General features: G+C 43.2%; 26 protein-coding genes. 13 read left to right on the forward strand and 13 right to left on the reverse strand.

The window, feature by feature from the left end:
• Nucleotides 1-46: 46 nt before the first annotated feature.
• From ptsI to cysZ, 4 genes are all read right to left on the reverse strand, one after another.
• On the reverse strand, nt 47-1,771 hold the full coding sequence (ptsI, locus tag AB8613_RS12845; RefSeq protein WP_017061935.1) for a phosphoenolpyruvate-protein phosphotransferase PtsI: 1,725 nt from the start codon (nt 1,769-1,771) through the stop codon (nt 47-49).
• A 136-nt stretch (nt 1,772-1,907) separates the two neighbouring features.
• The gene (locus AB8613_RS12850; protein ID WP_004734263.1) at nt 1,908-2,165 is read right to left on the reverse strand and encodes an HPr family phosphocarrier protein; all 258 of its coding nucleotides are present in this window, start codon (nt 2,163-2,165) and stop codon (nt 1,908-1,910) included.
• Between the two features lie 302 nt (nt 2,166-2,467).
• Nucleotides 2,468-3,436, reverse strand: coding sequence for a cysteine synthase A (gene cysK, locus AB8613_RS12855; protein ID WP_060982183.1), 969 nt, complete (start codon nt 3,434-3,436; stop codon nt 2,468-2,470).
• A gap of 238 nt (nt 3,437-3,674) precedes the next feature.
• Nucleotides 3,675-4,433: a sulfate transporter CysZ gene (gene cysZ / locus AB8613_RS12860; RefSeq protein WP_076654827.1), complete on the reverse strand. Its 759-nt coding sequence runs from the start codon at nt 4,431-4,433 to the stop codon at nt 3,675-3,677.
• Between the two features lie 228 nt (nt 4,434-4,661).
• Between cysZ and zipA the strand changes: the two genes are divergently transcribed.
• The 5 genes from zipA to cueR all read left to right on the forward strand — a co-directional run bounded on the left by zipA (nt 4,662) and on the right by cueR (nt 10,828).
• A complete protein-coding gene (gene zipA, locus AB8613_RS12865; RefSeq protein WP_146490395.1) occupies nt 4,662-5,705 on the forward strand; it encodes a cell division protein ZipA in 1,044 nt (347 codons plus the stop codon).
• A 92-nt stretch (nt 5,706-5,797) separates the two neighbouring features.
• Nucleotides 5,798-7,810: an NAD-dependent DNA ligase LigA gene (ligA, locus tag AB8613_RS12870; protein ID WP_146490394.1), complete on the forward strand. Its 2,013-nt coding sequence runs from the start codon at nt 5,798-5,800 to the stop codon at nt 7,808-7,810.
• 525 nt (nt 7,811-8,335) lie between these two features.
• Nucleotides 8,336-9,436 carry a porin gene (locus tag AB8613_RS12875; RefSeq protein WP_372383918.1) on the forward strand — a complete coding sequence of 367 codons (1,101 nt, stop codon included), beginning with the start codon at nt 8,336-8,338 and terminating at the stop codon, nt 9,434-9,436.
• Nucleotides 9,437-9,535: 99 nt separating this feature from the next.
• The gene (locus AB8613_RS12880; RefSeq protein WP_285954951.1) at nt 9,536-10,342 is read left to right on the forward strand and encodes a DUF2057 domain-containing protein; all 807 of its coding nucleotides are present in this window, start codon (nt 9,536-9,538) and stop codon (nt 10,340-10,342) included.
• A 93-nt stretch (nt 10,343-10,435) separates the two neighbouring features.
• Entirely contained in the window at nt 10,436-10,828 is a 393-nt protein-coding gene (gene cueR, locus AB8613_RS12885; RefSeq protein WP_060982188.1) for a Cu(I)-responsive transcriptional regulator, read from the forward strand.
• 61 nt (nt 10,829-10,889) lie between these two features.
• Here cueR and AB8613_RS12890 read toward each other — a convergent pair whose 3' ends face one another.
• The 6 genes from AB8613_RS12890 to AB8613_RS12915 form a co-directional block, all read right to left on the reverse strand.
• Nucleotides 10,890-11,069 (reverse strand): hypothetical protein, encoded by a 180-nt coding sequence (locus tag AB8613_RS12890; protein ID WP_081090150.1) that lies wholly within the window; start codon nt 11,067-11,069, stop codon nt 10,890-10,892.
• 319 nt (nt 11,070-11,388) lie between these two features.
• Nucleotides 11,389-11,838 (reverse strand): NfeD family protein, encoded by a 450-nt coding sequence (locus AB8613_RS12895; protein WP_146490391.1) that lies wholly within the window; start codon nt 11,836-11,838, stop codon nt 11,389-11,391.
• A gap of 3 nt (nt 11,839-11,841) precedes the next feature.
• Nucleotides 11,842-12,771, reverse strand: a complete 930-nt coding sequence (locus tag AB8613_RS12900) for an SPFH domain-containing protein (protein ID WP_017063395.1) — start codon at nt 12,769-12,771, stop codon at nt 11,842-11,844.
• Between the two features lie 213 nt (nt 12,772-12,984).
• Nucleotides 12,985-13,839, reverse strand: a complete 855-nt coding sequence (locus AB8613_RS12905; protein WP_372383919.1) for a co-chaperone YbbN — start codon at nt 13,837-13,839, stop codon at nt 12,985-12,987.
• Nucleotides 13,840-14,234: 395 nt separating this feature from the next.
• Complete coding sequence (locus AB8613_RS12910; protein ID WP_372383920.1) at nt 14,235-15,062, reverse strand: SDR family oxidoreductase; 828 nt, start codon at nt 15,060-15,062, stop codon at nt 14,235-14,237.
• A gap of 43 nt (nt 15,063-15,105) precedes the next feature.
• A complete protein-coding gene (locus tag AB8613_RS12915) occupies nt 15,106-16,020 on the reverse strand; it encodes a TIGR01777 family oxidoreductase (protein ID WP_372383921.1) in 915 nt (304 codons plus the stop codon).
• 288 nt (nt 16,021-16,308) lie between these two features.
• On the opposite strand from AB8613_RS12915, the gene AB8613_RS12920 reads away from it, so the two are divergent.
• From AB8613_RS12920 to yfcE, 5 genes are read left to right on the forward strand one after another with little or no spacing between them, the layout of a single operon-like run.
• Nucleotides 16,309-17,043 (forward strand): DUF1538 family protein, encoded by a 735-nt coding sequence (locus tag AB8613_RS12920; RefSeq protein WP_372383922.1) that lies wholly within the window; start codon nt 16,309-16,311, stop codon nt 17,041-17,043.
• The gene (locus tag AB8613_RS12925; protein ID WP_327783591.1) at nt 17,040-17,834 is read left to right on the forward strand and encodes a DUF1538 domain-containing protein; all 795 of its coding nucleotides are present in this window, start codon (nt 17,040-17,042) and stop codon (nt 17,832-17,834) included. Before AB8613_RS12920 ends, AB8613_RS12925 begins: the two co-directional genes overlap by 4 nt.
• Complete coding sequence (locus AB8613_RS12930; protein WP_054547637.1) at nt 17,824-18,174, forward strand: P-II family nitrogen regulator; 351 nt, start codon at nt 17,824-17,826, stop codon at nt 18,172-18,174. The genes AB8613_RS12925 and AB8613_RS12930 overlap by 11 nt, the downstream gene beginning before the upstream one ends.
• A complete protein-coding gene (locus AB8613_RS12935) occupies nt 18,171-18,578 on the forward strand; it encodes a CBS domain-containing protein (protein ID WP_060982197.1) in 408 nt (135 codons plus the stop codon). Before AB8613_RS12930 ends, AB8613_RS12935 begins: the two co-directional genes overlap by 4 nt.
• Nucleotides 18,579-18,625: 47 nt before the next feature.
• Complete coding sequence (gene yfcE, locus AB8613_RS12940; protein WP_060982198.1) at nt 18,626-19,171, forward strand: phosphodiesterase; 546 nt, start codon at nt 18,626-18,628, stop codon at nt 19,169-19,171.
• A 71-nt stretch (nt 19,172-19,242) separates the two neighbouring features.
• Here yfcE and AB8613_RS12945 read toward each other — a convergent pair whose 3' ends face one another.
• The 3 genes from AB8613_RS12945 to AB8613_RS12955 form a co-directional block, all read right to left on the reverse strand.
• Nucleotides 19,243-19,521, reverse strand: a complete 279-nt coding sequence (locus tag AB8613_RS12945; protein WP_146490399.1) for a SelT/SelW/SelH family protein — start codon at nt 19,519-19,521, stop codon at nt 19,243-19,245.
• Nucleotides 19,522-19,716: 195 nt separating this feature from the next.
• The gene (locus AB8613_RS12950) at nt 19,717-20,232 is read right to left on the reverse strand and encodes a regulatory protein ToxS (protein ID WP_061019528.1); all 516 of its coding nucleotides are present in this window, start codon (nt 20,230-20,232) and stop codon (nt 19,717-19,719) included.
• Nucleotide 20,233: 1 nt separating this feature from the next.
• The gene (locus AB8613_RS12955; protein WP_146490383.1) at nt 20,234-21,145 is read right to left on the reverse strand and encodes a transcriptional regulator; all 912 of its coding nucleotides are present in this window, start codon (nt 21,143-21,145) and stop codon (nt 20,234-20,236) included.
• Nucleotides 21,146-21,415: 270 nt separating this feature from the next.
• Between AB8613_RS12955 and htpG the strand changes: the two genes are divergently transcribed.
• The 3 genes from htpG (at nt 21,416) to hemH (ending at nt 25,595) form a co-directional block, all read left to right on the forward strand.
• On the forward strand, nt 21,416-23,320 hold the full coding sequence (gene htpG / locus AB8613_RS12960) for a molecular chaperone HtpG (RefSeq protein WP_327783592.1): 1,905 nt from the start codon (nt 21,416-21,418) through the stop codon (nt 23,318-23,320).
• 388 nt (nt 23,321-23,708) lie between these two features.
• Nucleotides 23,709-24,353 carry an adenylate kinase gene (adk, locus tag AB8613_RS12965; protein ID WP_060982203.1) on the forward strand — a complete coding sequence of 215 codons (645 nt, stop codon included), beginning with the start codon at nt 23,709-23,711 and terminating at the stop codon, nt 24,351-24,353.
• Between the two features lie 279 nt (nt 24,354-24,632).
• Entirely contained in the window at nt 24,633-25,595 is a 963-nt protein-coding gene (gene hemH, locus AB8613_RS12970; protein ID WP_137001204.1) for a ferrochelatase, read from the forward strand.
• Nucleotides 25,596-25,685: the final 90 nt, after the last annotated feature.

The raw sequence follows: 25,685 nt of genomic DNA on the forward strand, positions 1-25,685 counted from the left end.
TTAGACGACTATTTTTAGCCGTCTAACTTTATTAAGCATTTGGCGATTACTGAGTTTTCTCAGCGATGAATTTTTCTACGCAAGCTTCAATTTCTGCAGCTGTAGGTAGAGATAGTGCTTCGTCAGCCATAGCTTTAACTTCAGCGAAGTTAGAGTTACGGATTACTTTCTTAACTTTAGGGATAGAGATACCGCTCATAGAGAACTCATCTAGACCCATGCCAAGAAGAAGTAGCGTTGCACGCTCATCACCAGCAAGCTCACCACACATACCAGTCCACTTACCTTCAGCGTGTGATGCATCGATCACTTGCTTGATTACTGTAAGAACAGCAGGAGATAGTGGGTTGTATAGGTGAGAAATCATTTCGTTACCACGGTCTACCGCAAGAGTGTATTGCGTTAGGTCGTTAGTACCGATAGAGAAGAAAGATACTTCTTTCGCTAGGTGGTGTGCGATTGCAGCTGCTGCTGGAGTCTCAACCATTACGCCGATTTCGATTTCTTCATCGAAAGCTAGGCCTTCAGCGCGAAGTTCAACTTTGTACTCTTCGATTGCTTTTTTCAGTTCACGGATCTCTTCAACAGAAATGATCATTGGGAACATGATACGTAGTTTACCGTGTGCAGATGCACGTAGGATGCCACGTAGTTGGTCACGTAGGATTTCACGACGATCCAAGCTGATACGTACTGCACGCCAGCCTAAGAAAGGGTTCATCTCTTGTGGAAGGTCCATGTATGGTAGGTCTTTATCGCCACCGATATCCATAGTACGGATAATCACTGACTCACCTTCCATTGCTTCTGCTACTTCTTTGTAAGCAACGTATTGCTCTTCTTCAGTAGGAAGCGCGTCACGGTCCATAAATAGGAACTCAGTACGGTACAGACCAACGCCTTCACCGCCGTTACGCAGGATACCGTCACAGTCTTTTACTGTACCGATGTTGCCACAAACTTCTACACGGTGACCGTCTAGAGTTTCAGCATGTAAATCTTTTAGTTTTGCTAGTTCAACCGCTTCTGCTTCGAAATCTTCTTTGATTTTTTTAGCTTCTGCTAATTCAGCATCTGAAGGGTTGATGATGATCTTGTTGTTCATCGCGTCTAGCACAAGCATGTCGCCGTTCTTAACTTGCTTAGTGATATCGTTAGTACCAACGATAGCTGGAAGCTCTAGAGAACGTGCCATGATTGAAGTATGAGATGTACGACCGCCGATGTCACAAGCGAAACCAAGAACGTAGTCTAGGTTGATTTGTGCAGTTTCAGATGGCGTTAGGTCGTAAGCTACTAGGATAACTTCTTCATTGATATCTGCTAGAGATACAATGTTGATGCCTAGAGCATTTTTAACGAAACGAGTACCGATATCACGGATATCAGTTGCACGTTCTTTTAGGTACTCATCATCAAGAGACTCTAGTGCAACAGCTTGCTCTTCGATCACAGTGTGGATCGCGTTGTCTGCGTGCATTTTGTCTTTCTTGATGAGTGCTAAAATCTCTTCTTCTAGCTCTTCATCTTCAAGCAGCATGATGTGGCCTTCAAAGATTGCTTCTTTTTCTTCGCCAAAAGTTTCAAGTGCTTTTTGCTTTACAACTTCAAGTTGTTGAGAAGATTTGTTACGAGCGTCAAAGAAACGCTGAACTTCTGCTTCAACTTGATCGTCTGAGATAGATTGAGTGTTTAGGACAATTTCATCTTCTTGAAGTAGTAGTGCTTTACCGAAAGCAATACCAGGAGATGCTAGGATGCCTGAAATCATAGCCTTACCTTAGTTGTTCAACTGTAAACGGGAGAGTGTGTGACTTTAAGTCGTCGACTAATGTCGCGCTTATTCCTATCTATTTCGAACAAAGCCACTTTGCTATGCAAAATGGCTTTGAAAGAAGGAGACCGTATTAGTGTAGTTGATCCATAAGAGCAACTAGGTGGTCTACTGCTTGCTGAGCTTGAGGACCTTCAGCTGAAATAGTAACGTTAGTACCTTTTACTAGGCCTAAAGTTTGTAGTTTGAACAGGCTTTTCGCGCTAGCGCTTTTGCCGTTAGAAGTCACTGTGATGTCAGCGTCGAAAGATTTTGCTTCTTTAACGAACTGTGCAGCTGGACGAGTGTGAAGACCGTTTTCTGCTGTGATTTCTACTTGCTTCTCGTACATTTTATATACCCCAATTAATTTATTTTTTGTAAGTTTGTAACCAGATTAGCTTAACTGCTTTAGCTCAAATGCGCTAGAGGCTAGTACGCCATGTTCGTGTTAGAACTTAGACTGGTTATAAATTTTTATCCAGCCATGGTCGTCTTTTGTTGAGTACTCATGACTTTCAGAATTTGTTTATTGCTTCTTTTATTTTGAAGCGAAAAATAAAACAGACCCGATATTACCAAAGGTGGGGCAGGGATCAACAAAAAAGCCCCTAAACGGGGCTTTTTTGGACGAAAAATTGATTTGACCACATATTATTGTTGGTTCTCTTTTTCCGTAAAGATGCCAGCAAATAGCGCGGTACTTAGGTAACGCTCGCCTGAACTTGGTAGTACAGTAACGATGGTTTTTCCTGCAAATTCAGGTAGTTCGGCGATTCTGTTCGCTGCTACAACTGCCGCGCCAGATGAGATGCCTGCAAGAATACCTTCTTCTTTCATTAGGCGTTGAGCCATCTCAATCGCTTCTTCAGAAGTTACCGATTCAACACGGTCAATAATCTCTAAATCTAGGTTTCCAGGGATGAAACCTGCACCGATACCTTGAATTTTGTGTGGCGCTGGTTTGATTTCTTCGCCTGCAAGTGCTTGTGCAATCACTGGAGACTCTGCTGGCTCAACCGCTACAGAAGTGATCGCTTTGCCTTTTTCACCTTTAATGTAACGACTTGTACCAGTGATAGTACCGCCAGTACCAACACCCGCTACAAACACGTCGATTTCGCCGTCTGTTGCTTCCCAAATTTCAGGACCAGTCGTCTGCTCGTGAATCTGTGGGTTTGCTGGGTTGTTGAACTGTTGTAGTAATAGGTATTTACTTGGATCTGAAGCAACAATCTCTTCAGCTTTTGCAATTGCGCCGTTCATGCCTTTTGGTGCTTCAGTGAGCACTAGATTTGCGCCAAGCGCTTTAAGCAGCTTACGACGTTCTAGGCTCATTGACTCAGGCATAGTTAGCGTTAGTTTGTAACCGCGCGCTGCTGCTACGAATGCAAGAGCAACACCTGTGTTACCACTGGTAGGTTCAACAAGCTCGATACCTGGCTTAAGCGTACCTGCTTTTTCTGCTTCCCAGATCATGTTTGAACCGATACGACACTTAACGCTGAAGCTTGGGTTACGAGCTTCGATCTTAGCTAGGACGTTGCCTTTGCTTACTTTGTTAAGGCGGACTAGAGGTGTGTTACCAATCGTTAGGGTGTTGTCTTCGTAGATCTTGCTCATGCGATATTCCTTCATTTAATGACAGAACTAAACGTAGTATATCAATCACTTTACCGTCTAGTGTCTTTCGATGTTTTTTCAGCTTGAATTTAGATTAAACAAGTTGAAAAAAAGGTAAAAGGATTAAAAAGTTATATCATATAGATATGTAGCAGAATTGACGCCTATCTTTATTGAAATCAGAACTTCAAAAAGATAGGCGAAACTAGGAAGTATAGGCAGGGTTAGAGACGAGGACTTATAGACGTGAGCGTAGAGCTTGGTCTTTAAACTCAGCAACCCACATTGCTGTCGCGCCACAAACGGCAACGGGCATTACTATCAGGTTTAAAATTGGAATCGTTGTGAACACGGAAACAAGTGCGCCAAAGCTGTAGCTCTTGCCTTGTTTTTGTTTCAAATTGTTTCTCATGTCGTCAAACTTGATTTTATGGTTGTCGAAGGGGTAGTCGGCGTATTGAATCGCTAACATCCATGCTGTGAAAATGAACCATAAAAACGGTGCAACGGTTTGCCCTAGTGCAGGAATTAACAAAAGTAGGAATAAACCGATCGCTTTTGGCAGAACGTAGACAAGCTTACGCCATTCTCTCGCTAATATACGTGGGGTATCTTTGAGGACATCAAGTAAACCATCATCATTCACTTTTTTACCAATAAGTAACTCTTCAACTTTTTCTGCGAGTAAACCGTTGAACGGTGCTGCAATGAAGTTAGCGAGTGTGCTAAAGAAATACGAGAAAGTGGCCAAGACGGTTAACACAAGTAATGGCCATAAAATGTATGACAACCACGACAAGAAACTTGGCAATGCACCAATCCAACCTTCAATCCAAGTGTTTAGGTTGGAGAAGATATAAAACAAGGCACCACCAACGAGTAACACGTTTGCGATAAGTGGCATTAGTACGAACTTACGAATGCTCGGCGACAAAGCGATTTTTATTCCAAAAATAAAATAGCCAAAGCCGGAGCGGGGAACAGATTCTATAGTCATATTTAAATTAGGTCACATGTGAATTTGGTTAAATAGCAAACACGTCTAGTGTACTCGACCGAAATTAAGAAAAAAGCGTGGTGAAAATCACACCATGTAAGGAACTAATTGTATTAAGTTGTTCTAAAACAGTGGCTACTTTTGATAGAGTAGTGAGATTAGCCAAATTAACCCAACTTAGTGACAGCGTGTTTATAGCTAGTTGACTAAGAAAGCTGAGAGCGAAAAATGCAGGAATTGCGATTTGTACTCATTATTGTTGGCGCATTAGCTATCGCCGCATTATTGTTCCATGGCCTATGGACGAGTAAAAAAGAAGGGAAAGCAAAGTTTGGAGATAAGCCGCTTGGTAAGCTTGATAACGACAGCTTAGATCAAGCAGAAACAATCCCAAACCGTTCATTCGCCCCAGAAGATGATTTTGAGATAATCCGAAAAGAGCGTAAAGAGCCGGATTTTGCTGTTTCACCATCGGCGACTGATCCGCTGATTGACTCTGATCCACTAACAGCACCAGTAATGAAAGAAGCTCACGAAGACGACATCGAATTGAATGATCTTCCTTCTTTCAGCGTAGAAGACCCAATTAAGGTTGAAAGTGAACCTGAAGTGATTGAGGAAGAGAAGGTTGTTGAGCCTGAAGTTCCAAGCTTTGAGTTGACTGACGAGCAAAAAGAAAACCATGCAGGCTTTAAAGAGCAGTACGGTTCGTTTGAAGAGTCTTCTGAGGCGGTTGATGAGCCACTCGTTCCAAATGAAACGTTCACTCAAAGAGAGCCAGTTGTTGCGAAAGAAGTCGTTACTCCGCAAAGTGCATCTGTTGAAGAAGCGAAGCCAGATGAAGAACTTGGCTTAGAAGTTATCGTTCTTAATGTTCACTGTGCTGGAGAGATCCCATTTGTGGGTACAGAACTTTTCCGTAGCATGGAGAACAACGGTTTAACTTATGGTGAGATGTCTATCTACCACTGCTTTGCACAATCTACAGACGCACCAAAGGTTATTTTCAGCGTTGCAAATATGATGCAGCCGGGAACGCTAGAACATGATGATCCTGCTGACTTCACGACTAAAGGTATTTCGTTCTTTATGACGTTGCCTTGTTACGGTCAAGCTGATCAGAACTTCAATGTGATGTTGAGTGCGGCGCAGAAAATTGCCGACGATATGGGCGGAAACGTATTGGATGAATCGCGCAACTTAATGACACCAAACCGTTTATCTGAATACCGCAAGCAAATCAGAGACTTTATGACGGCATCGAATGCCTAGCCGTATTGTTTAGCCTTGTAAATAATCTATATTTATAGAAAAGGGCTCCTAAGGGAGCCCTTTTTGATATTTCAATCACGACAGAGAATGATATGAAAGAATCGATTCAAGTTACCTTAGAGCAGTTAAGAGAAACTCTGCATTATCACGCCGTTCGTTATTACGTAGAAGATAGCCCTGAGATCCCTGATGTCGAGTACGATCGATTAATGCAGCAATTGCTAAAGATCGAAGAAGAGAACCCAGAGCTAGTGACGGTAGATTCTCCGAGCCAGCGTGTTGGTGGTCAGCCTCTCGATGGTTTCACTCAAGTGACTCATGAGATCCCAATGCTTTCTCTGGACAATGCTTTCTCTGATGAAGATTTGGATGCGTTCAATAAGCGAATGTCTGATAGGGCGCCAACCGCAAATCTCAAGACTTTCTGTTGTGAACCTAAGCTTGATGGCCTTGCCGTTAGCTTGCTCTATGTGAATGGTACCCTAGTTCAGGCTGCTACACGTGGTGACGGTGCGACGGGTGAAAATATCACTGAAAACGTGCGTACTATCAGCTCTATCCCACTTAAATTACAAGGTGCAGGCTGGCCAGAGCGTATTGAAGTTCGTGGCGAGGTGTTTATGCCAAAAGCGGGTTTCGATAAGTTGAATGAGATGGCGTTGAAGAAAGGCGAGAAAGTCTTTGTTAACCCACGTAATGCCGCAGCAGGTAGCTTACGTCAGCTGGATTCTCGTATTACAGCGAAACGCCCGCTGGCTTTCTATGCCTACAGTGTTGGTGTTGTAGAGGGCGCTGAGCTATCTAATAGCCACTATCAACGCTTCTTACAGCTGAAAGGCTGGGGGTTACCTATGTGTCCTGAGACTAAGCAGCTTAGCTCACTTGAAGACGTAAAGGCTTATTACCAAGACATCATGACCCGTCGCGATGCTCTGGCTTATGAGATTGATGGTGTGGTGATCAAAGTCGACGATATTGCCGCACAAGAAGTGCTTGGCTTTGTTGCTAGAGCGCCTCGCTGGGCGATTGCTTACAAATTCCCAGCGCAAGAAGAGGTCACTCTGCTTAACGATGTTGAGTTCCAGGTAGGCCGTACGGGCGCTATTACGCCGGTTGCTAAACTGGAACCTATCTTTGTTGGTGGTGTGACGGTGAGTAATGCCACGCTTCACAATGCCGATGAGATTGCTCGTTTAGGCGTGAAGATAGGCGACAGCGTTATTATTCGCCGTGCTGGCGATGTGATTCCGCAAATTGTGGCTGTTGTACTAGATCGTCGTCCTGAAACTGCGAAAGACATCGTATTCCCGAGCGCTTGCCCAGTATGTAACTCAGCAGTTGAGCGCATAGAGGGTGAGGCTGTAGCGCGTTGTACTGGCGGTTTAGTATGTCAGGCGCAGCGTAAAGAAGCGCTGAAGCACTTTGTGTCGAGAAAGGCGCTGGATGTTGATGGTCTTGGCGTAAAGGTGATAGAGCAGCTTGTAGACCGTGAAATGGTAGAAACGCCCGCTGACTTGTTCAAGCTCAGCGCGGGCGTGATCACAGTTCTTGATCGTATGGGGCCTAAATCGGCGCAAAATGTGGTGAGTGCGCTTAATAAAGCCAAAGACACAACACTGGCACGTTTCCTTTATTCGCTAGGTATTCGTGAAGTGGGTGAAGCAACTGCGATGAACTTGGCGCAACACTTCAAAACACTGGAGCTGGTTCAAGTGGCGACCCATGAACAATTAGTTGAGGTGTCTGATATTGGTGACATCGTCGCTAGCCATATCACAAGTTTCTTTTCGCAAGAGAAAAACAGAGCGGTAGTCGATCAGCTGATAGAACTTGGCGTGAACTGGCCTGTCATCGAAGAAGCTGCGGATGATCAAGAGCTACCACTAGAAGGTAAGGTAGTTGTGTTGACTGGGTCACTTTCTCAACTAGGTCGCAGTGAAGCCAAAGCGGCATTGCAAGCATTGGGTGCGAAAGTTACGGGTAGCGTATCTAAGAAAACGGACATCTTGTTTGCCGGTGAAGCGGCGGGTTCTAAATTAACCAAAGCACAAGATTTAGGTATCGAAATAAGAACAGAAGAAGATCTAATAGCCCTTATTTCGTAAGTAAATACAGATAAAAAAAGCTCAAAGGCACTCCTTTTAAGGGAGTGCCTTTTTTGTTTCTGATATAAAAATGAGGGCTTTTTAATTGTTGATAATTTTGTTCCTATATGAACTCTAAAGTCAGGACAGTGACGCTGCTCAATATTAATGAAATACCGTTCCAGTTGTATGAAATATGCGAGTCATATCTATTTTTATAAAAACAACAAATCGTTAAGTTATTGTTTTTATTTGATTTAATTGTATTTCGGGGTGGCTTTTTCAATTTATCGATCTGGATCACTAAGTACCTACTAAATTTGCACCAACTCATATTTTTTTAGATGAAAATTAAGTTCTCATTGATCTTTTTGAGGGCGAAGTTAGTCTTAATGCCATGGATGCACACGATGTGTATAACCAGAAAGGAAATAGAGAATTCAGAGTTCAGGGTTCTCAAACAAGAAAAGGTATTTCTCTCTACGGCGGCCAACTTTAGGTGGGGAATATTCAAACAGCTATATCCATTTTTAGGAGTTTTATTCCATGGAAAACAAAATTTTCAAACGTACTCTACTAGGTGCAACAGTTGCACTTTTATCGACAGGCGTAATGGCGAAAGAAGTTGGTATCAACTCTGACTTCAACGTTGACGTGTACGGTGTTGCAGCTATCTCTTTAGTGAACTACAACACAACTGACAACAATGACTCTAGCTCTGGCTATGCTGTAGAGAATGAATCTCGTATCGGCTTCCGTGCTCACAAAGATATGTTTGAAGACGTTACAATCACAATGCAGATCGAATCTGGCTACGTAGATAGCACAGACTGGTCTCACGGTGGCGTTTCAGGCGGTGTTCTAGGTTTCCGTGATACGTTCGTTGGCGCTTCTGGCTCTTGGGGTAATCTACGTGTGGGTCGTGTTCTTACGCCACTATACGAAATCGTCGACTGGCCATTCTCTAACCCTGGTCTAGGTTCTGTATTCGATTGGGGCGGCATCAACGGTCACTACGATCGTCAATCTAACCAAGTACGTTACGATTCAGCTAAATTTGGTGGTTTCTCTTTTGCAGCTTCTGTTGGTCGTGATGATAACGACAACGGTGGTGGTGCGGCGACTCGTGATGCTAACTTCGTTGGTGCAAGTGCTAAGTACAGCTTCGAAAAAATCACATTCATGGGTGCGGTAGAGTCTGGTACACGCGTAGTTGCTGCTTCAGGTGGTGATTGGTCATTTGATGAAAATGGTCAACCAGAGCAAGCTCCTGAGGTTGCCGGCTATGATGACGATACATTCGCATACATCGTTGGCTTCGAAGCAAGTCTACCTGCAGGCTTTGGTATCGCAGCTGCGTATAAAGGCGAAGAGCTAGATAATAACATTCGTAAAGTGACTCAAGATTCTTACTCAATCATTGGTCAATACTGGAATGGTCCAATCGGTTTCAAACTAGGTTACGCAGCGAACCTTGAGTCTGAAACAAACGGTTCTAAAGACGCTAACTCAGATAGCAACACTATCTCTGGTCAGCTAATGGCAGTTCACAACGGTTTCGTACCTTACCTACGTGTAGCGGGTCGTACTGTTGGTGACGCTGATACAGATATCGTAACTCGCGTTGGTCTTGAGTACGGTTTCTAAGCTAAAGTTATCAGCTTAAAAATAGTTAGATAAAAATCAAAACGCTGGTAAATTATTTTGCCAGCGTTTTTCCATAGTGAACATAAGGAATTAGTCATAATGAATAAAGTTAGTGTAGTTGTATTATCATTATTTTTGGGAGCTTGTAGTTCACTCGATTCAAAAAGTAATTTTGCAGATTCAGTAGCAGATGTACAGCCTAAAGGTGGTTACATTCAAGTGACTGGACAATCTTATGTGGCTGAAAGTAAAGCTAATGTAGGGGCGGATATCCTGAAATCGTCACTCTACTTTACGTATAACAAAGAAGTAACACAGAATTCAGCCCCAGAATCTTCAATCACTATGGATGTAAGCTACTTCCAAAGTTATAAAGAGTACGAAACTGTTAGCTTTTTTGGTAAGACGATAGAGCTAGAAGAGAGACAAGTACCAAGAGAAAGCTGCAGTGAGCATTGTACAAAGACTCAATATATTAAATTTCCATTAAGTGATGCTGACATTCAGCAATCAAGAGCAAAGAATTTAGAGTTTACGCTTGATGGACAAAACTCAACAATGAGTACAACTTTTATTGTGCCGAAAGCGTATATCGACACAATCTACAACGGTGCGAATAATCATACAGCTATTGCGGTTGCTCCTGTAGCTGCAGTGCCAGTAGCAGCAGTTTCTGCAGAGGAACCAAAAGCCTCGCAAGCACAAGAGATGGTTAACTACTGGTACGGCGAAGCAACAAAAGAAGAACAATCTGCAGTGACAGATTGGGCATTCAAGAACCGTAAGAACGCTAACCCTGCATCACTAGAAGGCTCAAAAGAAATCGAAATGGTTTCATATTGGTTCAATAAGCTAGACAGCGAAGAAAAATCTCAAACTATGATTTGGCTGTTAGAGCAAGAGTAGGCTTCTAACGTAAGTCTCTAGCTATGTTTTTCAACCGCAGTATTGTATAACAGCAGTACTGCGGTTTTTCTTTTTAGGCTTACAGGTAAGATTGTGAATATTGGTGAAGTAGCAAAGCGTGTTGGTACGACAGCGAAATCCATTCGTTTTTACGAAAGTAAGGGCATGATGAGCCCACCGCACCGTTCAGAAAATGGGTACAGGCAATACGGCGAGATTCACATCGAACAGTTGGAGTTTGTACTGAGAGCTAAGATGGTTGGATTCACTCTTGACGAATGTAAAGCGCTTGTTGAATTGGCAATGAACCCCAACAGACAAAGCTACGAAGTAAAAAAGAAAGCCACGCAGAAGTTAGATGAAATAGAGTTGAAGCTTGCGGAATTAAACAAGATGAAGGTGCAGCTGCAATCTTGGGTACATGATTGCCCTGGAGACACTTCAACGGAATGTCCTATTTTAAACAACCTTGCTGGCCGCAGTTAGTTTCGAATGTAAATAATAGTCAGGCTGCAAATAGTATTACTAGCCTGACTTTAATTACTTATCACAGTACTGTTCCGCCGTAATGTTTGCAGATCAGAATTGGTACATGAGTGACAGCATTGCCATCTGAGCACTTAACAATAGGCCCCATGTTTCCGTTACCTGGAGACTGACTGCTCGCCAGAGCACTGCCGAATGACAGGCTGAATATCGCTGTTAAAATTATTAGGAAATGTCTCATACAGACTCCGTTATGTTTATCTCTTGTTGAGATAAATGAAAGTATGGACAAGGAAAGGAAAATTTCAAAAATTGGACGGACTTAACATTTTTAATAATTATAATTAAGCGAGAGCGTGGCTCACTATTCATATATATATTGGTTAAGAAACCTGACTTTCTTATATCTTTTTAGCTCAATCAAAATTTTTAGCTTTACGAAATAAGAACTTATTTTTTTTACTATTCAATCTATCGTAATGATAATTCGAATATTATTAAGGTTCAAAAATAGAAAAAGCCTGCATTTATTGAAAATACAGGCTTCATATAGCTATTTTTTATAAAGGTTCTATTATTAGAACTATTCCGTCTAAAGCGACAATCCTAATTTCGGTGCCAGATGGGATATCTTGACTCGCCTTTGCTGACCAAGAAGAGTCACCGAACTTAATTCGACAGCTACCTTTCTTTACGTCTTCACTTAGAATAATGGTTTGACCTACCAGTTGTTTTTCTCTTTGGTTTAACTCTCGCCCTGCATCTGACTGCCTGTCATTAGACAGTTGTCTTCTCCACCATAACCAAGTGGTAATCAGAGAGAAGCTAGCGAAGGACAGCCATTGCATCTGCCAACCGATTGGTAGTGCGCCTAATAGGGCACCGACCAACATGGCAGATATGCCTATCCATAAAAAGTAACCAGCGGTTCCAATTAGCTCAAGCGCTAACAATGCTAGACCAAACGCTAACCAATGCCAGTGGTTTACTTGTTCTAGTAATTCGACCATAAGTTAGTCCTTACTACCTTTGTCATTCTTATGTGCAAACATCTCCGCGATACCCGCGACAGAACCCATAAGGCCAGTTGCTTCGAGTGGCAGCATGATGATCTTGCCGTTTTCAGCTTGGCCTATAGATTTCAATGCGTCGGTGTAACCTTGTGCAATAAAGTAATTGACCGCTTGCATGTCACCTTGAGCAATTGCCGTTGATACCATTTCTGTCGCTTTAGCTTCTGCTTCTGCGGCACGCTCACGGGCTTCTGCTTGCAATATTGCCGCTTGCTTCTCACCTTCTGCTTTCAGGATCTCTGATTGCTTGTGACCTTCCGCTTTTAGGATCTCTGCTTGTCGTACACCTTCTGCCTCAAGGATATCAGCACGTTTATTACGCTCGGCTTTCATCTGGGCATTCATCGCAGCAGTAAGGTCTGCTGGTGGCTGTACGTCTTTAATTTCGATACGGGTGACTTTTACGCCCCACGGGTTAGTTGCTTCATCAACGATATTTAGGAGCTTAGTATTGATCATGTCACGCTGGCTAAGCATCTCATCCAGCTCCATCGAGCCCAGTACAGTACGAATATTAGTGAGGGTTAAGTTACGAATCGCGTGTTCAAGGTCATTCACTTCATAAGCCGCCTTAGGTGCATCGATCACTTGAACAAAACACACCGCATCAATAACTACATTCGCGTTATCTTTGGAGATGACTTCTTGTGCTGGGATATCGAGAACACGCTCCATCATACTGATGCGTTGTCCAACTTTATCAATAAATGGAATGATTAAGTTAAGACCCGGTTTAAGAGTATGTGTGTATCGGCCAAAGCGTTCTACGGTCCAGTTATTGCCTTGCGGAACCGTTTTTACTCCGGCGAAAATAAACAGTAGTGCGACGGCAGTAAAGACGCCAATAGTAATCAAGGTATCAATAGGCATACAAAGTCCTTTGCAAGTTTAAGTTTTTGAATGTTTATTACTCATACTGGCGTATATTTAAAGGCGGGGCAAATTTATAAATGAGAAATGGGCCATAAAACATTGATTTTATGGCCCATTATGGAGTTTTGCATTCAAAAACCTAATAGGTAGATTCGCTGAATTTAGATTTGATAGCTAACTGGCTTAAGACTTAGCAGTTACAGAACTTGACTAGTAAAGCAGAGAGTAAAGTTGACGGCGGTACTTACTGGCAACTGGGTTACCTTGTCCAAGCGCACTCAATATGTCCATGAACTCTTTTTTCATGTCGCCATCGAGAGTATTAAGATCTTTGGCTAGGAAAGACCACAATAGATCCATTGCTTCTTCACTGCGGTTCACTTGGTGATATTGTAATGCTAATTCAGATGCCGTTTTAGCATCGCTTGGGTTTTGCTGAAGAGCGGCTTCTAATGCTTGTATTTCAGGGCTGTCTGCAGCCTGCTTGTGAAGCTCAAGTTTGGCGACTAAGCCTTTGTAGTAATTATCTTGGTACTCAAGAGGGATGGTTGATAGCTGAATTTCAGCAAGGTCAAATTGTTGCGTTTCTAACAAACACTCTGCGATCGCCAGTTTTACTTCACCTTTATTTGTTAGCTCTGTTGGAAGTTGCTGCATTGCAGCTAGCGCTTGTGTGTGTTCGCCAGCTTGCATTTGCTCAAGAGCTTGGCGCAGCGCAAGTTCATCTTGGCTAGGAAGGTGTTTGCTTAGCATCTCTACAATCGCGTCTAAGCTTTGAGGACCACCAAGCCCGTCGACAGGTTGACCGTTAACAAACAGTGCAATCGTAGGCAGTGCTTGAACACCAAACTGGCTAGCAATCGCTTGTTCTTGCTCGCAATTCAATAGCGCTAACGTGAAAGCACCGTTGTACTGCTGAGTTAATGTTTGGAGTTCAGGAATGACTTGGGCGCTCTCTTGGCTCATTGGTGCCCAAAAATGGATGAGTACAGGGGTCTGCATCGAACCTTCTAATACTTGACGAAAGTTCTGCTCATTAAGTTCAACAATATGCGGAGATTGCATTTACGTTCCTTGAGGTTTGTTTTGTGGATACGTTGCAAATATGGGGGGATTAGTCGGTAACTTCAAGATCTAACTCGGTTATCTCGGATAAAAGAACCAAAAATAGAAAAACGCTATGCTTCGATGTTGATAGAGTTGTTATCTCAACATGGAAGGCATAGCGTTATCATCGAGGTAGTCAGTGAGGCGTTGCGTGAGATACTCAAAACAGAATAAACAACGTAATAGCCAGACCCACACCTACCCAATTAAGGCGGTTTAAAGTCATGAGATTTCCAGAGTAGAACCATCAATTGGGAATAATTGATGGGATAGGATCATCATGGCATCTTATTGTTACGGAAAAATTACATCGTTACATTAAAGTTTGCGACTCTGCATTCAAAGTTAGCAATTTATGCAGCTTTTCTCAAAATAGGGTCTAGCAAGCGACTCGGTAGAATTCTTTTCAATACCGCGAACACCTTAGTTGGAGTTGTAACTCGATATCTTAACTTGGGTTTATCGGCTGTGAGAGCATGGAATACCGGCTCAATACAACTTTCGGGAGGCAGCACAAAAGCGTTATTCGATGATTCTTTTTTGAGTCGATCTTTTTGTTGTTGATAAGCGTCTTGGTGAGCGCTGCCAGAAATGTTGATCCATTTATTGAACGCTTTTAAGGCATTGGTTCTAAATTGAGTCTCAATTGGCCCTGGTTGCAGTAATGAGATCTGTATACCACTGCCATGCAGCTCCAATCGCAAGGTATCCGTCCAGCCCTCAATTGCGAATTTAGAAGCATTATAAGCACCACGATACTTCATCGCTGCAAAACCTAATACGGAACTGTTTTGTACGATTCGACCTTCGCCACGTTCGCGCATGTGCGGAAGGATCTGACAAACGAGATGATGCCAACCAAAGAAGTTGGTTTCGAATTGCTCTCTGAGCCCCTGGGTCGGTAAGTCTTCTAGCGCACCTGCTTGACCGTAAGCACCGTTATTGAATAATCCATACAATCCATTAGGTGCGAGATCAATAGCAAGCTTGGCGCCATGCTCAATACTTTCTTGGTTGGAAAGGTCTAATTGAATACAGGTGAGGCCTTCGTCTTGAAGGCGTTGAACATCTTGTGGATCACGACAAGATGCAATGACATGAAAACCACGCTTTTGAAGTGCATGAGCACATGTATAGCCAATACCTGTTGAGCAACCGGTAATAAGAATCGACTTGTTCACACTTAATCCTTTATTAGAGTCTCTATCGATCTAGGGTAAAGAATTAGTCTTGATGTTGTAACAAGTTTTTTAGTGCCGGCTCGATTCTTGAGTAACTAAAGATGAATCCCATCTCAGTGAGTTTCTTCGGTTTGGAGCGAATGCTGTCAAATAGCAGACAAGATGATTCGCCCATCAGAAGCGACATTGCCCATTTCGGGGTGAATAAGAAATGGGGGCGGCCTAATTGTTTAGCTAACGTGCTGCTGAACAGTTTGTTGGTAACAGGGTGAGGTGCACACATATTGAATTCCCCTTGAGCGTGAGGAATTGACAACAAATGGTTGATGGCTCTCACCATATCAAGCATGTGAATCCAAGGCATATACTGTTCACCTGAACCTAGTGGTCCACCGACCCCGAGTTTATAGGGCATTAACATTTTTTTGAGTGCGCCGCCATTTTCGCCAAGTACAATCCCTGTTCGTAGTAGTATCACACGCGTATTGTCTGATTGGGCTCTCTTGGCTATTTCTTCCCAGTGGGCACAGACTTTATGAGGAAAGCTTTCATCTTCTACTTGCAGTGATTCGTCAAACGGGTGCTGCTGCTGATCGCCATAGTAACCTACGGCTGAGCCGCTAATAAAAGCTTGTGGCGGGTTGCTACTGGCATGAATTAATTCGACCAGTTTTTCAGTGATGTGCCAGCGACTGTTACAGATCCTCTCTTTTTGCTCTGTACTCCAGCGTTTATCAGCAATAGGCTCGCCAGCAAGGTTGACCACTACCTCGAAGTCATTGAGATCACTGATCTCATCAAGGGATTGAATGTAATGAAGGTTGTTCTGGTTGAGGTGATTTAGATTTTGTTTCGCATTTTCAGGACTCCGCGTCAGCAATGTCACGTCGTCAGTGTTCCAACTCTTGACTAATTCAGAGCCAATAAATCCAGTACCACCAGTTAACAATATCTTCATACCAATCTCCCTATTAAACATAATTATAGACATGGCTTGTTTTTAGTCGCCAATCAATACGAAAAAATCACTATAACGATCATAAGGTTTCAATCGTGTGATGCCCAAATTACGCCTTTTTCAATTTACTCAGGGTGAAATTAAATTCATTTGGTCAAGATGTGTATCGCTATCACACTTATGCACTTTATTCGGATATGTTACCAACTGCGTAATATTTGTCACATAAGGAATTATAAGGATTTGCCATGATTATTAGTAATTCATAATCAGCAACAAGGAATTGCGATGACGGCGGTGCTTGCTTTGTTTCGATCCATGTTAGGTAGCCTTAGGGATCTATTGCCAATCGTAGCGGTAATCGCTTTCTTTCAGCTTGCTGTTCTGCAAGAGCCACTCCCTCATCTGTTGTCTATTTTGACTGGTTTAGTGCTGGTGGTATTTGGTCTGACTTTCTTCATCTTTGGCCTTGAAATGGGGTTGTTCCCGATTGGCGAATCGATGGCTCAAGCATTTGCGCGAAAGGGCAGTGTGTTCTGGTTATTGACCTTCGCTTTCTGTTTAGGATTCGGCACCACCATTGCCGAGCCCGCGTTAACCGCAGTCGCTGCCGAAGCTGCAGAAGTGGCAGCCGAGGGAGGAGTCATTCCTAATTCATTAGATGAAATGGAGCAGTATGCCGATGGCCTGCGCTTTACTGTGGCGTTGTCGGTTGGCATTGCTATTTTACTCGGCGTGTTACGAATCTTAAAAGGTTGGCCAATTCAGTACATGATCATTGGTGGTTATATTGGTGTGGTGGCGCTCACTGCTTTTGCTCCTGAAAATATTATTGGGATTGCGTACGACTCTGGGGGGGTCACAACATCGACGATCACCGTTCCTTTGGTAACAGCGTTGGGCGTTGGCTTGGCCTCGGCAATTAAAGGACGCAATCCGATGACTGATGGGTTTGGATTGATCGCGTTTGCTTCATTGTTACCAATGATGTTTGTCATGGTGTACGGAATGGTGGTGACATGATCAGTGCTCAACAATTTATCGATACCTTTTTAGGCACTGTGATGGATGTGATTCCGATTGCGGTCATCATCTTTGGTTTTCAGTTAGCAGTGCTGCGTAAGCCAGTCAATAACCTAGCCAAAGTACTCATTGGTTTCTTTTACGTCATTCTTGGTTTATCACTTTTTCTGATGGGCTTGGAGCTCGCGTTGTTCCCTCTAGGGGAAACGATGGCAATGCAACTCACTGAACCAAGCTTTTTGGCTGAGTTTAAGATCAGCTCTGGTCTTGCATTGACTTGGTTTGATTATTACTGGGTCTATCTTTTCGCGTTTTGCATTGGTTTCAGTACCACGATAGCCGAGCCTTCTTTGATCGCTGTGGCGATTAAGGCAAACCAAGTTTCCGGTGGCAGTATCAGCGTCAATGGATTGAGGATCGCCGTGGCATTAGGGGTTGCTATCGGTATCTCACTTGGCAGCTATCGTATCGTTGCGGGTGACCCGATCCATTACTACATCATTTTTGGTTATGTCATCGTGGTCATTCAAACCTTTTACGCCCCAAAACTCATTATTCCACTGGCCTATGACTCGGGCGGCGTAACCACGTCAACGGTGACAGTCCCTTTAGTAACGGCGCTCGGGCTTGGGCTCGCTTCAACCGTACCAGGACGAAACCCTGTCATTGATGGTTTTGGATTGATCGCTTTTGCCAGCTTATTTCCCATTATATCGGTGATGAGCTACGCCCAAATAACTCAATGGTTAAACCGTTTACACACCTCTAAGGAGAGCAAAGATGCGCTTTAAATTGATCTTAGCGTTTGTAGAAGAGAGCAAGACCGACACCGTGCTCGATGCCGCACGTGATGCGGGCGCAACCGGAGCAACGGTGATTAACAATGCCAGGGGGCAGGGGTTAAACCAAAAGCGCACCTTCTTTGGGTTAACGTTAGAGGTGCAAAAAGATGTATTGCTGTTTGTTGTCGAAGAGCATCTAGCAAGGCATATCCTAGAAAGGATCAGTGAAGTGGGTGAGTTCGACCAAGAGTCAGGACAAGGTATAGCAGTGCAGATCGACGTCGAAGATGCCGTCGGGGTAGCGCATCAAGTCGAAACATTAACTAAGGTTGTGGAGGATGAACTATGAATACCAATGACAAGATTCGTGTGAGTGACGTAATGGCCAATACCTATGTGATTATTGATGGGCTAACCACGGTGTTGGAAGCGATAGAGATGGCGAAGAAACACAAAGTAAAGGCCATCATTGTCGATAAACGCCACGCAGACGACGAGTACGGCATTGTATTGATGAATGACATTGCCAAGAAAGTACTGGCTAAGAACCGTTCTCCCAAGCGTACTAATGTTTATGAGATCATGACCAAGCCAGCGCTAAGCGTGTCTGCTGAGATGAACGTAAAGTATTGTGCTCGCCTGTTTGAGCGCTTTGGTATCAGTCGTGCGCCAGTAGTGCGTGACAACAAGATAGTCGGTATGGTTAGTTACAATAATATCGTGATCAACGGCATGGCGAGAGATGACGTGTAGCATTTAGATACGTACAATAGGCTCATAAATTTTATGGAGAAGTACGTGTGAAATTATTTTTTGCTTCAGACCTACACGGTTCGCTGCCCGCAACAGAAAAAGTATTAGAGCTATACCGAACGTCTGGTGCGCAATATTTAGTGTTATTGGGTGACATTCTGAATCATGGACCAAGAAACCCGATTCCAGAAGGATACAATCCGCCGGTGGTTGCAGAAAAGTTGAATGCGTTTTCTCAAGAGATTATTGCTGTTCGTGGCAACTGCGATAGCGAAGTGGATCAGATGCTGTTGTCTTTTCCTATGATGATGGATTATTCGTGGGTACTATTAGAATCAGGCCAACGTATCTTTCTAACCCATGGTCATTTATACAACACCAACAAACGTCCAGCGCTGAAAGCGGGTGATATTATTGCCCATGGCCATACCCATGTTCCAGTTGCAGAATATCAAGATGATATATTTATCTTTAACCCTAGTTCGGTGACATTCCCACGAGATGGCCACGCGGCGAGCTACGGTATATATGAAAATAATACGTTCAAAGTTATTAGTCTTGAAGGTGATGAGCTTGTGAGTGGCCAGCTATAAGCTCTCGTATTCAGTTTCATCAACATTTAATAGGGGGACGGAACTTGAATCTGTCACTGCTATAAAAAGGCTTATTTTGAGTCTACGTGGCCGAGGTCTCTGTCTGGAGCAATGATGTTTCGCACTCTTTGCTTCAGAATTTTAGCCTCTGGAAAACCTTCATCTGTTTTTCTTTCCCAAATCTGTACACCATTACAAAAGATTTCGAATCTGCCTCCGGTATCTGGATGCAAGCTTACTTGTTCAATTTCCTCACTGAAGGTATGAAGCAGCTCTTGGCATAACCAACTAGAACGAAGCATCCAATTGCACTGGCGACAGTAATATATGGATATGGAAGCCTTAGCAATTGATGTCGCTGTTTGAGTAGGTTCTGTTCTCATGGATGCTCCTCTAAACGCTATAATAGTAATTTCCTACTGGTATCATTGCTCCAATGACGAGATGGAGCACGGATAGCAAAAAAGGGGCGTCATGCCCCTTTTCCTATTGGTTAACCGTTTCATGGTATTAGCCATTGGAATGCAGTAAATAGCTTTCCAATCTTAGTTTGAAAACAATACGGTAGAACCATGATTTAAGCTAGTCAGTAACAGTGCCTTCGGGTTAACGATGTCAATGCGACGGCTTTGCTCAGCGTCCATCTTAATGACTTGAGTGATAAGCTCTAGTTGTTCTTCAGAAAAGTCTTGGCGCTGAGCAGAAGTCACATCTTTAAACTCTGTTGGTGAAACCAGTAAGTAGTTATCGTTAATATCCCACTGACCTGTTTCAGAGATGTTGATGACATTTGCAGGTGCCGTTTGAGTGCCGTACAGTCTAACCACAGACATTCTCAGGTACGTACCATTGGGTAGGTACTTTGCATTCGACGACAGTTCAACTTTACGAAGTGGGCCAATTGAATCAGCTTGTTTGTTATCGCTAATTAGAGTCACCATTTTCGATTGCCATTCATGCTGAGTAAGCAAGCGCTCTACTTTTGCATCGCTGCCCCAATGTAGCCAACCACTTAAAAACGCAGATAGAACCAGTAAAATAATTGATACTTTTAATTTCATGTTACTGACCACCGTTACAAATGTCGTTTACATCCGACTGGTTTGCGTAAATTCTTAGGGTTACATTTTCGCTTGAGTACTCTTGCGGGTGAATGTAGTTGAGAGCAAGGTTGTTGGTTTGTCCACCTGTTGCAATCACTTCAGTCGGCTTTAGCATACCAGTGTGATTAGTGTTGTAACGCAATACACACTTCTCTATCGCTGGCAGCCAACTACTGAGATCTGGGTGATTAATCGGTGATTGAACTTTTACACCATCCACTTCTGCCAATGTTTTGAACTTAGACTCTGCCGGGTTAGTAAACGTTAATACCAAAATTGGCATGATGAAAGCAGCAAGCAGTAACGAAAACGTTAACCACTTATCGGTGCGTTTTGCCGGAGTCGCAACAGGAGTTGTTGCTGGTTCTGCTTCAACCTTAGTTTCTTGAACGTTCGCAATCGGTTCAGGTTCAACCGTTTCAGTGCTCGCTTCTTCAGCCGCTGTCGGTGTTGCAAACGTTAGGATAGGTTCTACGTCATTTTCTGCAATTTCAGCCGCTACTGGCTGATCATTTGATGAAAATGGGGCAGAGCGCTCGACTGTCGCAATAAATTGGTAACCGCGCTTAGGCACTGTTTTTACGAATTCTGGAGACTTGGTCGAGTCTTTAAGCATCTTTCTCAGAGTCGATACTGCTTGCGTCAAGCTTGAGTCATCAACCTCAAAGCCTTGGTCTCGCCAAACATACTCATGTAATTCATTGCGAGTGATAACTTCATTGGGTCTTTCTGACAGCATCAGGAGAATGCGGCTTTCATTGCTGCCAAGACGTACGACTTCGCCGTCGCTCAGTTGGTCAACAAGTGAGTTGCTGTTTGGATCGAATACGAACCGCTGTGCGAGAATAAACTTTGTGCCGATATTGCTCATTGAATTCTTCTATTTTGGATGATTTTGGGTGCGAAATAGACAAATCTCAGGTGAAGTTCCGTTAATTCTTCACCAAATCATGGCTTCTTTTATGTTCTTTTATATTTATCAGACTCAAGGATAATAAAAACAGATCAAAAAAACAGTGTTTTTATGATTTTTGACCTTGAATTTACATTTGTCATCCTCATGTTAATGAACAGAAGAGTGGCATCAAGTGTTACGCCCCTATGATTATTCAACATAAAGTATAGATGTTTTGGAGTAAAAATGAGCGAAACGGCAACGCAAAATAAAGAGACTCGTGGCTTTCAATCTGAAGTAAAACAACTACTTCATCTAATGATTCACTCACTGTATTCAAATAAAGAAATCTTTTTACGTGAGCTGATCTCTAACGCATCTGACGCGGCTGATAAGCTTCGTTTTCAAGCTCTATCGAACGGTGACCTTTACCAAGGTGATGCAGATCTAGGTGTAAAACTTTCATTCAACGCTGAGGCAAATACGTTAACGATTTCTGATAACGGTATCGGTATGAGCCGTGACAACGTTATTGAACATTTAGGCACAATCGCTAAATCAGGCACTGCAGACTTTTTCTCAAAGCTATCTGAAGACCAAAGCAAAGACTCTCAATTGATTGGTCAATTTGGTGTTGGTTTCTACTCTGCATTCATCGTTGCTGACGCGGTAACGGTTCGCACACGTGCCGCAGGTCTTGCAAGCAATGAAGCGGTGCAATGGCACTCTGCTGGTGAAGGCGACTACACAATTGAAGACATCACGAAAGAGTCTCGTGGTACTGACATCATTCTTCATATGCGTGAAGACGGTAAAGAGTTCTTAAATGAATGGCGTCTGCGTGAAGTGATTGGTAAATATTCTGACCACATCGGCATTCCAGTTTCTATCTTCACAGCTGTGAAAGATGATGAAGGTAAAGATACCGAAGAGAAACACTGGGAACAGATCAACAAGGCGCAAGCGCTTTGGACTCGTAACAAGTCTGAGATCGAGAAAGAAGAGTACCAAGAGTTTTACAAGCACGTATCTCACGACTTTGCTGATCCACTAACCTGGAGCCACAACAAAGTTGAAGGTAAGAACGACTACACAAGTTTGCTTTACATCCCAGCAAAAGCGCCTTGGGATATGATGAACCGTGACCACAAGAGCGGTTTAAAACTTTATGTACAGCGTGTATTCATCATGGATGATGCTGAGCAGTTCATGCCATCTTACATGCGTTTTGTGCGAGGCTTGATTGACTCAAACGATCTGCCACTGAACGTGTCTCGTGAAATTCTGCAAGATAACAAGGTAACTCAGTCTCTTCGTGGCGCATGTACTAAGCGTGTACTGACTATGCTTGAGCGCATGGCGAAAAATGATAACGAAAAGTACCTAGAGTTCTGGAAAGAGTTTGGCCTAGTAATGAAAGAAGGCCCAGCGGAAGACATGGCGAATAAAGAGAAGATCGCTAGCCTGCTTCGTTTCTCATCAACGGAAGTGGACTCGGCTGAACAAACCATCAGCTTAGCGTCTTACGTAGAGCGCATGAAAGAAGGCCAAGATAAAATTTATTACCTAACCGCGGATAGCTACGCTGCTGCTAAGAACAGCCCACACTTGGAGCAATTCAAAGCAAAAGGTATTGAAGTGGTTCTAATGTACGATCGCATTGACGAGTACGTAATGAACTATCTGACTGACTTTGACGGTAAACAGTTCCAATCGATCACTAAAGCGGGCTTAGATCTAAGCAAGTTCGAAGGTGAAGAAGAGAAAGAGAAACAAAAAGAGACAGAAGAAGAGTTCAAGTCTGTTGTTGAGCGCACTCAATCTTACCTAGGTGGTCGTGTTAAAGAAGTTCGTACGACCTTCAAGCTAGCAACAACACCTGCGGTTGTTGTCACTGACGACTTCGAAATGGGCACGCAAATGGCTAAGCTTCTTGAAGCTGCGGGTCAAGCGGCACCGGAAGTTAAGTATATCTTTGAGATTAACCCTGAACACGCACTTGTGAAACAGATGGCTGATGAAGCTGATGAGCAAGCGTTCGGCCGTTGGGTTGAATTACTCCTTGGCCAAGCTATGCTAGCTGAAAAAGGCTCAATGGAAGATCCGTCACAATTCTTGGGTGCAATCAACGAGCTACTAACAAAGCGTTAGTCTTTCGACTTTAGGTTAAGTCAATAATTGTAATAAAAAGCTCGCAAATGCGGGCTTTTTTTATGAACGTCGCTGAAAATTGACCTAACGTGGTCGACGTCACCGTTATCGTCACAACAAATGTTGTCGATGCATTCTTTAGTCGTAAATTCAGCCAAATTGAATATTAATGTGATAGAATGCTCGACCTAATCAGCTGGGGCTAGGAAGCTACTATCTCCAGTTGTATGATTTTTAAACGTTATACCGAAACTTACCGTTTTGCTTCTGTTCACAGTTTTGCTTAGCCTCAATGGTTACTTAACTCTTTCTGTTCATCCTAAAAATGAGCAAGAATGGAGGGATAGTGAGCTTCGGTATAAATCATAATTTTATAAGAGGATTAAACATGCGCATCATTCTTCTAGGTGCTCCTGGCGCGGGTAAAGGTACTCAAGCTAACTTCATCATGAACAAATTTGGTATCCCTCAAATTTCAACTGGTGACATGCTACGTGCTGCTATCAAAGCGGGTACTGAGCTTGGTAAGCAAGCAAAATCAGTAATCGACGCTGGTCAGCTAGTTTCTGATGAAATTATCCTTGGTCTTATCAAAGAGCGTATCGCTCAAGATGACTGTGAGAAAGGTTTCCTACTAGACGGTTTCCCACGCACAATCCCACAAGCTGATGGCCTAAAAGAAATGGGCATCGCTGTTGATTACGTTGTTGAATTCGACGTAGCTGACGATGTGATTGTTGAGCGTATGGCTGGTCGTCGTGCTCACCTTCCTTCTGGTCGTACATACCACAATGTGTACAACCCACCTAAAGAAGAAGGTAAAGATGACGTAACTGGTGAAGAGCTAGTTGTACGTGATGACGACAAAGAAGAAACAGTTCGTGCACGTCTAGGTGTATACCACGATCAAACAGCTCCGCTAATCTCTTACTACGGTAAAGAAGCTGAAGCAGGTAACACTCAGTACCTTAAGTTTGACGGTACTAAGCAAGTTGCTGAAGTTAGTGCAGAACTTGAGAAAGCACTAGCATAATTGGCTAACAGCCAGTTTTAGAATTTGATATATTGGAAGCGACCTTAAGGGTCGCTTTTTTTGTTTCAATTTTTAGTACGATACCAATCTAGATAATTCGATTACACATCGTTCAAGACGAAACCGTTTTTGATGAAGGTGGCTCACAATCGAAAGTAGATGTTGTGATATCCCGTTTAAAGAATGATTATTCAGACATTTAGTGGGAAGCAATGATCTTAAACTTATGCAGATTAGTATATTACTTTCCAGAAAATCACATATTGGTCTCAGGTATCTATGGAAAATAATAAAAAGCAGGGCGTTTTACTGGTGAATTTAGGTACGCCAGATTCTGCGACCCCAGCTGGCGTTCGTCGATTTTTGAGTGAGTTCTTGCACGACAAGCGAGTAGTAAACCTAACTCGTTGGCTTTGGTGTCCTATTCTGCATGGGGTGATTCTTCCTATTCGTTCACCTAAGGTTGCGAAGCTATATCAGTCGGTTTGGATGGATGATGGATCACCTTTGCTCGTTTACTCGCAGAGACAAGCGGAAAAGCTAGAGAAAAAATTAGAGATGCCGGTTGCATTGGGAATGACCTATGGTAACCCAAGCCTTAAGACGGGTATCGAACAACTGATGGAGCAGGGCGTTGAAGACGTTATTGTATTGCCTTTGTACCCTCAGTACTCAGGTACAACGACAGCGGCTGTTTCTGATGGCTTAACCAAAGCTTTTAAGCAGATGCCTGTAATCCCAAGCTATCGCTTTATTCGCGATTACTATTCACACCCGAGCTATGCCAAAGCACTGGCTGAAAGCGTTCGCAGTCATTGGGATCAAAATGGCAGAGCTGATCACTTGGTTTGTTCGTTCCACGGCATTCCGAAGCGCTTAGCTGATGAAGGCGATATCTATCCACAGCACTGTGAAGCGACGACAAAACTGCTTGCAGCAGAGCTAGGTTTATCTGAAGAAGACATCACCATGACCTACCAATCTCGATTTGGTCGAGAGGAGTGGCTGAAGCCATACACTGATGAGACGCTTGAATCACTGCCAAACAAAGGCATCAAGAAGATCGATATCATGGCGCCTGCATTCTCGGTGGATTGCTTGGAAACATTGGAAGAGATTTCAGACCAGTGTAAAGAGACTTTCATCGAAGCTGGTGGCTCAGACTTTAGCTACATTATGTGTCTTAACGATAGAGACTCACATATCGACATGATGGCTGAACTGGTAGCGCTTCATCGCTAATTGATGTGTCGATTGAATAGATAACAAAAGGGCTGCTCATTGAGCAGCCCTTTTTGATCTTGATGTTTCTTCTTGAAATGGATCTAGATA

The organism is Vibrio sp. BS-M-Sm-2, assembly GCF_041504345.1.
GTDB lineage: Bacteria > Pseudomonadota > Gammaproteobacteria > Enterobacterales > Vibrionaceae > Vibrio > Vibrio satsumensis.